At 36.1% G+C, this 13,356-nt stretch carries 9 protein-coding genes and 1 pseudogene; 1 reads left to right on the top strand and 9 read right to left on the bottom strand.

The genetic code is table 11. The annotated features are described in order from the left end of the window. From O9A_RS08095 to O9A_RS02135, 8 genes and pseudogenes are all read right to left on the bottom strand, one after another. Positions 1-598 (bottom strand): hypothetical protein (locus O9A_RS08095; protein WP_034458335.1); only part of this gene is annotated, 598 nt, incomplete at its 3' end. A gap of 591 nt (positions 599-1,189) precedes the next feature. Beyond that, a pseudogene (locus O9A_RS02165) lies at positions 1,190-2,236 on the bottom strand (Vomp family autotransporter); the annotation flags it as partial. A 379-nt stretch (positions 2,237-2,615) separates the two neighbouring features. Continuing rightward, positions 2,616-2,957, bottom strand: a complete 342-nt coding sequence (locus O9A_RS02160; RefSeq protein ID WP_034458333.1) for a hypothetical protein — start codon at positions 2,955-2,957, stop codon at positions 2,616-2,618. 19 nt (positions 2,958-2,976) lie between these two features. After that, a complete protein-coding gene (locus tag O9A_RS02155) occupies positions 2,977-3,252 on the bottom strand; it encodes a hypothetical protein (protein ID WP_034458331.1) in 276 nt (91 codons plus the stop codon). After that, positions 3,249-3,461: a hypothetical protein gene (locus O9A_RS02150; RefSeq protein WP_034458329.1), complete on the bottom strand. Its 213-nt coding sequence runs from the start codon at positions 3,459-3,461 to the stop codon at positions 3,249-3,251. The genes O9A_RS02155 and O9A_RS02150 overlap by 4 nt, the downstream gene beginning before the upstream one ends. 326 nt (positions 3,462-3,787) lie before the next feature. After that, positions 3,788-8,923 (bottom strand): Vomp family autotransporter, encoded by a 5,136-nt coding sequence (locus O9A_RS08540; RefSeq protein ID WP_034460165.1) that lies wholly within the window; start codon positions 8,921-8,923, stop codon positions 3,788-3,790. 698 nt (positions 8,924-9,621) lie between these two features. Then, entirely contained in the window at positions 9,622-9,792 is a 171-nt protein-coding gene (locus O9A_RS02140; RefSeq protein ID WP_195890912.1) for a hypothetical protein, read from the bottom strand. A 221-nt stretch (positions 9,793-10,013) separates the two neighbouring features. Continuing rightward, entirely contained in the window at positions 10,014-10,544 is a 531-nt protein-coding gene (locus O9A_RS02135; RefSeq protein ID WP_034460164.1) for a helix-turn-helix domain-containing protein, read from the bottom strand. A gap of 918 nt (positions 10,545-11,462) precedes the next feature. Between O9A_RS02135 and O9A_RS02125 the strand changes: the two genes are divergently transcribed. Beyond that, the gene (locus O9A_RS02125) at positions 11,463-11,747 is read left to right on the top strand and encodes a hypothetical protein (protein WP_034458324.1); all 285 of its coding nucleotides are present in this window, start codon (positions 11,463-11,465) and stop codon (positions 11,745-11,747) included. A 1,111-nt stretch (positions 11,748-12,858) separates the two neighbouring features. Here the strand turns inward: O9A_RS02125 and O9A_RS08235 are convergent. After that, the gene (locus O9A_RS08235) at positions 12,859-13,275 is read right to left on the bottom strand and encodes an MFS transporter (protein WP_245262467.1); all 417 of its coding nucleotides are present in this window, start codon (positions 13,273-13,275) and stop codon (positions 12,859-12,861) included. Positions 13,276-13,356: the final 81 nt, after the last annotated feature.

Below are 13,356 nucleotides of genomic sequence, written 5' to 3'. Positions count from 1 at the left end.
GTTGCATTGTAACGCTATTATCCAGAAACGACTGTGGACTAGAGAGGGATCTCTTACTTCGTTTTTTTCCTTTTGTTGATCTCTCTTGTGATAAATTATCACCGTTTACTGCTAAATTATCCGCGACATATGTTGATCTCTCTTGTGATAAATTATCGTCGTTTGCTGCTAAATCATTTGCGACATATCTATCACTACTCTTGTTTAGAGTTTTAGTCAGGAAATTTACATAGTTACTGTCACCCACAAAAGAATTAACTTTTCTTGGTTTTAGTGTATTCAGTCTTGTTAAATAATTTGCCGTAGATAAATTAGAGCCGTCAGAGCGATCTACAGCGCTTTGATTGCTGCCATAAGCAGAAAGAATAGTATTACGATTCCTTTGAGAATAAGCTGCCGTTGCATCCTGCATACTTTTAAGAACAATTTCTATTATATCGAAATTTTCTGCTGCATAAACGGTAGAAGCATTCGATAGAAACATAGCTATTGCAGCTACTATACTTCCCAATGAAAAAGTTTTAATCAAAGATAAACGATGAAAAAAACATAAATAATTCAAAACATTCCCTTTTGATCTAGAAAATATTTTTTTCATAAAAGAATCCCAATAAAAACAATTAAAAAAATATATTTTCGACACAAAAAAGACATAATCTTAAATTATGAGAGGTTTGTAGGTTTTATTTTGTGTCGGTTTTTGTCATTTGTGACTAATAAAGCGGAGTATTTTGTAAAGGTTAAAATACCTGTATAATGTCAAGGCTTAACAAAGCTGATTAAAAATAATTAGGGGTTTTTGTGTGCTGTTTTAACGTGGTGACATGTTGTCTGGACAACAGCAAATTTCTCATAAGAGGTCTTAAATAAACTGATAAGGACATAAAAAAAACACACTTTGGTACTAGGTTACGCAGAGGAAACAATTTATTCACTTGATGTTTTCCTTGATAGGGTTTGGATCTCTTCTTCAAGGAAAATGCATCGGGGAATGATTGTTTTTTTACACTTATACTTTCATACTATAAGATTATAAGTAAAATAGCAAGAAATTTCTGAAATATTTTTTAGCAATAAGATTTGTTTTATTTCATCAAATAAATCATAGAGGTTTATAGTTGGTTTTTATCGGAAAATTTCTCCATTTTATTTTGCGTAGATAAAAGTTTTATATCTTATATTCTCGCTGTTAATTTATTGTTATCCTAAATCCAGCTCCAACTCCCCAATGACCTCCAGCACTCGTGATAGATAAATTAGAGCGAATATTTCCATCTTCAGACATATAACCAGCTCCAACAGCAAAGGCAGACTGACTACGCCATATACCCGTACCAAATGAAAGACTTAATTTACCAGGTTTATCGTCATAACTTAAGTTAGAAACTGCTAAACCAATAGCTGCAGCCTGTCTTGCCTCTTTCCGAACATCCTCAACAGCATAACTTAAAGTCTCAAACTTCATATCTGTATAAGCTTTCGCTTCATTCATAACATTACCCATCGTATTATTTACATCCTTGACCTGCTCATCCATATATTTCTTCGCATCATCAAGAACTATCTTCATCTGTTGGTCCGTGTAATCATGTAATTGACCCCCAGTAACTGCCTGCTTAGAACCTTCTTCAATTCGACCATCAGCTACATTGTCTATCAATACCGGATCACTTTCACTCCCACCAACTAACGTGATTTTATTGATTTTATGCCCCTCTTCATCCTTATCATAATTGACAGCTCCATTCGTAACCGCACTTTCAACATCCTTAACATGTTGATCAATACTCTCTACACGGTTCTCAACTGCCGCTACTTTCTGGTTCGTCTCCCAAAGCTGACCTCCATTCACAGCTTCTTTCGAACCCCTTTCTACTTTACCATCCGCTACATGCGTAATCTTACTATCTTCCCCCTTATGACGTGCATCATATGCACTTTCATCCTCATTCCAATTTAAACTGTTTGAGGAAACACTCTCCGCTACATTATTAATGCGATCGTTGATACCAGACAAACTTCCATTAACACCTTCAAACGCACCTGCTACATTATCATAGCTCTTACTCTCAGCAGAACTGCCATCACTCTTGAACTGCGTTATTGCAAATTGTGGAGCTGTCCATTGACCTCCCTGATAGCTCGCTCCACCACCTAAATACTGCGCTAATGTCTGATTCAACTGATAAAGCTGGTTACCGGTAATGGCTTCTGTCGAACCTGCTGAAATATCTCCATCTAAAAGATACTTAAGCTTACTCTTTTTCCTATCATCTCCTTTGCCATGAAGCGCTACAAACCCTTCATCCGCATCACTCCACAACAAAGCGTTTTGTTCAACATTGTCTGAAAGCTCATGATGAAGTTTCGTGACTGAATGGCTCACACCCGCAAAAGCAGCCGAAACATTATCATAGCTCTTCTCTTCAGAAGTACCATCATCATTCAATTGCACAACCTTGAAACCAGGAGCTGTCCATGCTCCATTCTCATATTTCGTACCACCAAAATAAGTGGCTATATTCGTGGTTGCATAAAATTCGCGGCATCTATCTCTTCAGTATCCTCTGCAACTTCTGTTATCTTCTTACTACCAGCGCCAATATCATCAGTCGTTATTTTAAGCCATTCTTGATAATCAAACCCGCTGTATCTAAAGTATTTCCCCCTAATTTTATACTATTCAGCGTAATATCCTTCGCTAGATCAAACTTTACCTTATTGTCATCATTGTCATCCATGCCTTTTGTAATTTCTAAATTTCTATTGCCAATAGAAAAATCTACTTTACCATCTATACCGCCAATAGATAGTTTCCTGCCTTGCTTCACGTAATCTTGTAACGACTTTAACTGTGCAATATTGATTGCGTCAGAATCTTGAAAACCATCCGCAACTCCTACAATTTGCCTCGTTATGTTTTTCGCAAAATCACCCACACTAACAGCACCTTGCATACTTCTCCATGCCAAATTATCATTTGTCACTGCCGACCTGTAAAAGAGAACCTATAACTATTGAATAATCACCCTCTGCAGTTGTATAATTATTTTTTTGTTTTTCCCCATGATATTCTGAGCCTATTGCGATACTTCTCAGACGTGAAGTATGAGCCATTTTAACTATAGAAATGCTCTCCATATTCAAGGACTGTGCTTGATAACCCAACGCAATAGCATATTCTTTTTCTATCCTTGCTGATCTACCAACAACAGCCGCTCTTACAGACGAAGTATTATTATCAAATTTCACACCTGCACACCGCCCCCAATAACAACTGCCTCAGAGACTTTTGCATTAACTTGCTCACCCACAACGATACTTCCTACTACAGCAGCAGCGTGCATTTCTGCAAACCTTTGCATTCTTCCAATGGCATCATTCTGCAAAGTATCAGATACACCAATAATCGTTGTATTTTTACCATTTGAGTACGTTGTAAAACTACCACACTTAAACAACTGCGAACTGTGATCATCGATCTCTTATTTCGCTCTTCTGCTCTCGATGCTCGTTTCGGTAAATTACTGCTATTTGCTACAAGAATACTCGCAATAAATTATCATCACTCATATCAGAAAAGGTTCTGACTAAAAAATTTTTATTTTCTTATAAAGTTCGTTCACTGTAGTGAGATTATATTTTTTCTGTTTTTCATACCCTTAATCTATAATTATATACTTTTAAAATTATACGTATGTATTTTTACAGACATCAAAACAACCCACCCCTGCCTCAAAAGGCAAGGGTGAACGAAATGTTTGCTTAAGTGTTTTATTTATTATTATCAGTTCAGTGTCATATTTAATCCAGCACCTATACCCCAATGACCACCAGAAGTGGTGACAGATACGTTAGACCGAATAGATCCACTCTCAGATGTATAACTAGCACCAAAGGCAAAGGCAGATTGACTACGCCATAAGCCGCTACCAAATCCAGCACTTAATTTTCCAGGTGTATCATTGTAGCGTAAGCTGGATACTGCTAAACCAATAGCCGCTGCTTGTTTTGCTTCTTTTCGCACATTTTCTATGCTATAATTTAAAACCTCAAACTTCATATTGGTATAGTTATTAGCACGTTCAACAGCATCGTCGATAGCATCAACAACGATATTGTTTACCCGTTGGTCTGTATAGTGTTTTGATTGATCAAGAACGATTTTCATCTGTTCTTTGGTATAATCATGCAGCTGCCCACCATTTATAGCTTCTTTAGAATTTGTTTCTATACGACCATCAGCTACATTATCAATCATAACTGGTTCACTTTCATTACCACCCTTCAAATTGATCTTATTGGTTTTTTTACCATTTTCATCTCTGTCATAGCGAACAGCGTCCTCAGCAATATTATTAACCTTATCATCAATATTGATAACTATATCGCCAATATCAGCAATCGTATTGGAAATGTTATCAACTCTATTTGAGATGTGCTTAACATCTTTCTCAACACCCGTGATACGCTCGTTGGTTTTCCAAAGTTGTCCACCATTAACCGCATCTTTCGAACCTTCTACAATTTTACCGTCAGCTACATTGATAATCTTACTTGGCTTTCTATCATGATTAGCATCATAAGCATTTTTATCCTTATTCCACTTTAAAACATCTGAATCAACTTTGTTGATAACATCATCAATACGGTTATGAATATTTAACATCCCACTATTAATACCACCAAAAGCCTCAGCAACTGTATTATAGTTATTCTTAATAATCCGACCATTCGCGTCAACTTGAACAATCTTGAAACTAGGTGCCGTCCATTTACCATTCTCATACTTAGCATCGCCGAAATAAGCAGCAAGTTGATTGCTCATGATATAAAGCTGATTACCCGTAATGGCATCCGCTGAGCCTTTAGAAATATCACCATCTTTGACATTAAGGAGAGCAACTGGTCCGTTGTTTTTATTACCACCAAAAGTCACGCTATCATAATTAATAATTCCATCTTCATTTTTATCGTAGAGAACTGCAGCAGCACTTGCTGTCTCAATATCTTTAGAAATCTCCTCTATGCTTTTATCAAGTTGAGCTTTGTTAACAGCTTCATCGCCATTCTCTGCTGCTTTTACGCCAGAAATCTTGCGTGCTACACTAGCATATCCTGCAATATTGATTTCAGTGCCAACTGTTTTTGCACCAATAGTGATAACATTTGAAATTTCCTCTTGTTGTACAAGGTTATTTTTTTTCAAATCAGAGATTTTATTATCAATATTATTAATAGAAATATTTACACCAGTAAAAGCATCCGTAACATTATGATATATCTTATCCTTAATAAGGAAAGCCGGTTCTATATCATAAATGACATCTGTACTACCACCAAAATATTTTGATGTATTTTGAACAACCTTGAAGAGTTGAGAACCATTTACAGCATCAGTTGAATCTTCCGTAATGTCGCCATTCAAAAGATAGGTAATCTTACTATCCGTTTTTCCATCTTTTGGTCCATGAAGTGCAACAAATGCCCGTTCATTTTCACTCCACAATAAAGCATCTTGAGAGAACTGATTAAACTTCTGATTAAAGTCATTGGCTACATATGTTAGACGACTATTCACGTTTTTGACATTCGCATCAAGCCCTGTTAACGCTGAGCCAACATTGTTAAAGACTTCCTGTTTTACACTCCCATCCGCAGACACAAAGGATAAATTATATTGTGGACCTACAAAGGCACCACTTTTAAATGCTGCATTTCCACCAAAAAATTCTGCTACATTTTCGGATATTTCGTAAATTTGGCTGCCATTGATTGCATCATGCGATTGTTCAGAAATATCACCATTTTTGATATTACGAAGTGCAACGGAGCCTTCACTCTTACCACCACCCAAAGTCACACTGTTATAATTAACAGTGTCATCATCATTCTTATCGTAGAGGACTGCAAAAGCAGTATCTATCTTAATATTGTTAATAATATCAGTAATATCTGAAATCTGGCCATCAAGTTGTTCTTTATTAACAGCTTCATCAGAGTTTACGGCTGCTTTTATACCAGAAATTGTCCGAGCGCCACCTAATTTATTTGCAACATTAATTGTTGTGCCACCTCTTTCTTTACCAACGGTGATAGGAGTATCTTCTTCATCTTGCTTTACAAGAATATTAAGCTTAATACTGTCAGTAGCCTCTGTTATAGTATCATCGAGTTGCTTTTTATTAACAGCTTCATTATCGTTTATTGCCGCTTTTACACCCGCAATAGTCCGCTCTCCTTCACTGCCTGTAATATCAATTTTCGTGCCATCTTTTTCCTGACCAATAGTGATAAGCTTTCCATCTTCCACCCATTTAACAAGGTTATTTCCTGCTACTTGATCTTTTACTTCGTTCAGCTGTGCAACATTCACTGCATCATTTTCATGACTACCCTTTGCTACACCTTTAATTTGTTTATTGCCAGCACTAATACCCCCAGTAGTCATGTTTGGACCACCAGTAATTACGAAGCCATTATCGCTTACGTTTGCCTTGCCTGCTATTACACGTTTGACTCTGATAATATCATTTAAATCAAATCGTACCTCATTTTCATCGCCTTTGGTAATTTTGACATTCTTACTTTCTTCATTATCATCTTCCGCATTAATACCTATAAACTTTACTGTATTGCCAGGTTCAACATTTGTAGCTTCTTCATCGTTAACAGCAAGTTTCCAAGCTCCTACTGCCGATATCAATCCTTTCACCTCATTCAGCTGCTTTAAATTTACTGCATCAGTGTTGTCAGTCCCCTCTAGAACCTTTGTAATCTTTTGATTGCCAGCATCAATACCATCAAAAGCTATTCTTGGTCTATTATTACCAGTAAATCCAAAGCCATCATCACTTATAACGCTTCTGCCTGCGATAACACTCGTCACTGTAATATTATTAGCTAAATCAAATCTGACATTGTGGTCTTCACCCTGCTCGATTTTGATATTCTCACTACCTTCATTAGCTACTGCTTCTAAATTAACTAAAGTGTTTGGACCAATGGCCATAGCGTTTCCAGCGTTAACAGAAAGCTGCCAGTTCGTTTTCGTTGCTTTTTCTACAGCTTTCAACTGCTTATAATTAACCGCTTCATCATCTTCAGTCGCGTTTGCAACTCCTGTAATCTTTTGATTGCCAGCATCAATACCATCAAAAGCTATTCTTGGTCCATTATTACCAGTAAACCCAAAGCCATCATCACTCATAACGCTTCTGCCTGTGGCAACACTCGTCAAGTTAAGAATATCATTCAAAGCAAATTTGATTGTATGCTTATCACTCTCATTATCTTTTTCAATATTTAAGTTGCTATTTTCTACTGAAAAATCTACTGTAGTGCCTGGATTAACATCTGTAGAATCCCCATCGTTAACAGAGAGATTCCAAGCTTCTGCTTTCGATATCAATCCTTTTACTTCGTTCAGCTGTGCCACATTCACTGCATCATTTTCATAGCTACCCTTTGCTACACCTTTAACTTGTTTATTTCCAGCATTAATACCCCCAGTAGTCATGTTTGGACCACCAGTAATTACGAAGCCATTATCGCTTACGTTTGCCTTGCCTGCTATTACACGTTTAACTCTGATAATATCATTTAAATCAAATCGCACCTCATTTTCATCGCCTTTGGTAATTTTGACATTCTTACTTTCTTCATTATCATCTTCCGCATTAATACCTATAAACTTTACTGTATTGCCAGGTTCAACATTTGTAGTTTCTTCATCGTTAACAGCAAGTTTCCAAGCTCCTGCTGCCACACTTCTCATAGCTTTCAACTGTGCAACATTCACAGCATCAGTATCTTCAGTACCAGCAGCCACTCCTGTAATTTGTCGTGTTAGCACACCTTTACCATCTTCACCACCCACTTCACCAACACTAAAAGCCCCTGCAGTGCTTCTCCATGTTATACTATTATCTGTTGAGCTCTTATTTGTTGCAGGATCATAACCAAAAACGCCCTTGTCAGTAAGAGAAATAGACCCACCACCTATAGCAACACCATCCTTAACACGTACCTGTGCATTTGAACCAATCGCTATTGAATACATTTTTTCAGCATTAGCATTGGAACCTATAGCAATAGCATCTTTCTCATATGCTATTACGAATCTATCTTGTTCATCATCTTCTTCTACAGGCTCGCTACCACCTATTGCAATAGCGCCACTAGCTCGAGCTTCCGCTTGTGAACCTATAGCAATTGTATAACTTTCACTTGCCTTTGTTCTGGCACCTAAAGCAACAGCATTCAAACCAGATGCCTGTGCAACTCCACCAATAGCAACTGTAGATTCCCCTGATGCTTCTGATCCCACACCCATAGCAACACTTGCTTTACCACCTGCAAGTGCAGAAACACCAAAAGCTTGTGCTCCACCAGCCTTTGTAGTTGCACCAGCACCAAATGCTGTTGAATAATTCCCTGTCGCCGAAGCTCCACAACCAGTTGCAAAAGAATAAACACCATAAGCTTCAGGTAGAGCACTCTGAATACCCTCAGTGGCTGTTCCCATATAGCTACCATTATTAGTCAAAACTCCATCACTACTCCAAGTAACCTTTTGAGTGATCATGCCGTAAGGGTTGCCCCCATTGTTAGCATTGTAACCATTGATAAATCTGTTATACTGTTCCTCTGCAGTTATTCGATTGGTAGTTATCTCCTGTTGCTTCCCCCCACGACCAACAACATTATCCACTCCACAATAATCATCATCACCAGCGAAAACAATACTGCCATGACTACCATACTGATAGGTAACACCGGTACCACTTGTACTCTCAATATTTCCTCCTCTTATCGCAAGATTCGCAGCGAAAATAGGAGAGACACTCGATAAGAGCGCCGCCATTGCCGTTCCCAATGAGACAGCTTTAGCCCAATTTTGTGTTGAATATAATTTTTTCATAAGAACCTCCTCCAACAGAGTCCAAATATCATCACAAGGCGCAAAAACCCTCATGGCAAAATCCCTGTTTGCGCACCCTAAAAACCAATAAATAAAGATAAAAACCCCCCCTCGTAATACCGATATTCACTATGGCATCACCCTAAAGTCTCTGAAGAAACAGTAAATCTAGAAAAGTCCCCAACCCTTTTATCTAGAAGGTTTCAAACTAAAAAATAAAGAAAATAGACAATTTTCGTACCCCATCCATTCAAAAACCAGCGCTTTACCTTCTAATAAAAACAGCTTTATTAAAGAGCAATTTTAACTTTCAAATAAAGCGCACAAGCAGAATGGCAAGAGTGTAAAAAATAATTTTTCATAAATTTGCAAAAATGACTTTCCAATAAATCTAAAGATATGTGTTTTGCGATATCTGCTCTTACAAGTATAAATTTAATGAATTTTCTAAAATTATAACATCATCTAGAAAGGGAATGATTATCATCATAACATGCATTATTCACTATGAAATAACATACTTAATTAATACGATATGTGCCTTTTAGAGGAAATTTTACCAACATAATTAAGCGATTTCTAAAGCAAAGTATCGCTCTTTTAATTTCGTGAGCTTCATAAAAAAGATAAAAGTTATATAAATTTCTTTCGTTCTTCTCTATACTTTATGTCTGTTGCCTTTCATTCAACTATGGCAATCAAATTTCCATCATAATCGTTTTCATTGCTGTACAGATTTTATAAAATAACGCTAAATGCAAAAGAGTTGTTTTTAGTTCTTCCTCCCAATAACCAGTTATATTTTCAGTGTTATCAGTATCATTTTCTTCACCCAAAGAATGTTTCAGGAGTGGTGTTACAAATATCATCTTCTTTTTGAAAGAATCTTTCATTTATCAGCTTATACACCAGCCGCAACTCTTTTTATAGGCGGCTTTATCTTCATCAAGGATGATGATTTTTCTCTCGTAAATTGATATTAAAGGAAATCATATGATAAAGTGCCGTAGAAATATTTTCCATAGACAAACCATGAGCTATTTGAGAGTTTTATAATAGAAAATCAAAAAAGATTTTTATAACCTCTCTGTTAATCCGTATCTTGCTTGGTAATTAGATGGGCTTTTTCTACTTCGATTTGATGTTTTAAATGAAGTTTAAGGAGGGGCAAAGTGTCTTCCACTTCTTCCATATCGTGAATGTTTTGAATAAGCTCTTGCAACTTTCCATCAAGCTCTGTTGCTAATTCCGCTATATCTTCAGAAGAAAGTGTTATTTGTGCATCACGATACGTCGTATAAGCCAAATGGCCAAGTTTTTTCATAACTCCAGTAGAGACCTCTTGCGGTTTAAAACCCGCTGCTTTCGTCATCACCATGTCTGTAAACATCTCACCATTGCCAGTTACAAGCCAATCTAGTGAAACACCGCAAATTTCTTGATATTTAAAGAGAGCAGAAGCGATAGGTTCACTTATACTAGTTTCATAAGTTCCTATGGAACCAACAGCTACACCAAGATATTCAGCAAATTGTTTGCGCTCTGTGAAACCAAGTACGCGCCATACTTCACGAAAACATTTTGCTAGCTCAGTTTTAGGTTCTGTTTCCGGACGTGCCAAAAAAATCACTCTAAAATCAATAATAATTGTTTCCTAAAAAACTACATTGATTTATGCTTATATTAACGCCTGTTAAGATGAGCGGTTATTCACACATAATCCCACAGAAATGAATGTTATAGCATTCGTTTAAGCAAGAGCGAAATTTATGACAATCACACAAAAAGGGTGTCGTCATAGTATCTTAGCCAAACTGCATCACCGTAATATAAGCCAAATTCAAGAAAACTTACCAAATGCCTTCATCCAGTGTCAAAAACATTTGGACTCGCCTCAACAAAAAAGTTAAACACGCTACTGTCGATTGTAGCGGTTTGCATATCAAGCCAATTTTTGTCGACCGCTACCTTAAAAGTTGTGGTCACATTTTTAAAGCAGCACAAAACCGCTAAGACTTCGCCCTCTTGCACGATAACGCCACCTAAACCTTATCGTAAGAATATGCATGCTAAATTTATTTCCTATATTTTTAATTACATAAGATAAACAGTTTATCAATGTCTAAAAGCCAATACAAAATGGGCAAGATCACTGATGTTCTAGGAAAAATGAGACCACCATCTCTTAATTCAAAGGCTGAACGTTTATAAACCATGTCTGCTTATTGTTGATATCAATGGTAGAGATTTTTCTTTGATTGGCAATGCAAGATCTTAGAGCATTTATCTTATCATCAAAATAGTTTGTTTCACACGCAATTTAAAAGCCGTTTGGTAATATATCCTAAATGCTGTAAACTCTATAGCGAAGATACTGGTGTAGTAATGTTTCTGACATACAATAGTGTAAAAACTGGTGCTTTGCATCAAATTGACAAAACCATGATGTTGGTATACATGGCAGCTTCTGGTGATGACAGTGGGGTAAGATCTAAAATATCAAAGCCGCATGGAAAAACTGCAACGTGGAGGAATCAGCATGATCTCTTTATGCGATAAAGAATTATCCGATACACTTGTTGGTCTTTATGACGATTATCAACGTGGTTTTGACATTGGAGAAGAGCTTAAATTGTGCGTGGATTTGGCTTTAACTCTTGAATTAGAACTGAGTATTCACCGTTTAAGCGAAGCAGATACCGTTTTGAAAAAGGAAATTATACAAACCTTGCACCGTCGCAGAAACTCCCATTCCAATAAAGATGAGACAATTGATGCAACTGACACAATTCTTCATATGGATTTTGAAGAACGTAATTTATAGAATATAATACCTATTTGAAGCAAGATTATCTTATTGCTTTGCGTTTTTTTTTTTGCTTAAATATGAAACTCAAGGATTTTTAAAAATTTTAAAGCGCTGTGTTATTGGCTCCTCACAATAATGCGATTAATCGAAGAAGTATGTCAACGTTTTTGGGTCGTTTATCAAAAAACGACGAGTATTTTATAGAACACATAAAATTTAGCTTTATTTGTTAAAAGCTTCAACCCATAGCATTCACTCATCTACCCTTTTAAAAGAAAAATATGAAAGGCACCATAAATATTTGTAAAATGACGTAATACTTAAATACAAATTACTGTCTTTCATTTTTGTAAAATAGAACGATGAGCACTCCAGTAATCGCAATAATACTTGGAAAAAAGTATAGAGGCTGAGATAAAACACCATTGTATCTTTTGCCATAAAGGAATAGACTTCAGAGAGTAAAGTACCTAGAGACACCATTAAAATTCGCCTGTAATCTTCCTTGATATTCAAGATCACAAAAGCGTTGTGATAAAAAAATCGAAAGGGCCAAACTCGAAAGTCCAAATCTAATCATAAAATAAACAGGAAAAATAATGAGGGTGTGTGTATTAACAGACAGAATAACAAAACCTCATAGCCATAATAGCTAAAAAAGTGCCAATGTTTTTCTTATGGATCAAACTTTACAAAAAAGTGGCAAAAGAAGCAAACCAATAAATACACTCGCTGAATAAAGCACTTCGAACATTGCAAAGGTCCTGCTATCTACGTCCAAGACTTCTTATGTATAAGGAACCAAAATAACAGGAATTGTCATCAAAAAAATCATAATAATTATCTGGCTTATATAAGGCATAAAAAGAGCTGGTTTCTGTCTAATATAATGAAATGACGATATATAATTTTCCACCAGTTTTTTTGGTTTTGACTTTCAGATTCTTGGGTTTTAGATACCTTCATCGCAAAGTTAAGTAAACTAGCAATAATAAAGGATATACCACCTATCAGAAGGGTTCCTTTTGTTCCTGTATAGGCAAGTATAAACCCACTTAATCCCATACCTATGATAGTACCAAGTTCATAAACCATATCGATTATCGCATTTGCATTAACCAGATTTTCATATAATACTTTGAATTAAAGAAATAGCTGATAGCATATAAAAAAAGATAAAAACACCTAAGAGAGCAGATAAGAACATCAATTCAATTTTTATTGCCAAACTGCCAAAGTATTGTATTACCCAACCCACAATCATCAAACCTCTGACAAAATTTAAAATGACAATTTGCATTTTACGATTGTCTTTATACGCCAATACGCCCAAAATAGGGGCAAAAATAATATTAGACATCCAGAGAAAAAGCATGAAAAGCGGTACACCACGAATTGAACTTGTTTGATTGTAAACAAGCCATGACAATATGATATAATTTGGCCCATTTCCAAATGTGGCAAATAAGCCGCTCAGTGTGAAATAGAGAAAAATTCTATTCTCGAAGAGAAAAACTCGTTCTTTCAAATTGGAAGCGAACATAAATTACCTCTTCGAACAAATATCTTTTTTGTATAGAGTTTACCCTGTTTTGAAAATTTTCTATTTTAGATTATTAAATTT

It is taken from the genome of Bartonella koehlerae C-29 (assembly GCF_000706625.1).
Lineage (GTDB): Bacteria > Pseudomonadota > Alphaproteobacteria > Rhizobiales > Rhizobiaceae > Bartonella > Bartonella koehlerae.
Note: the sequence above shows the minus strand (reverse complement) of the source record. Positions and strands in the feature narration are given on the sequence as shown.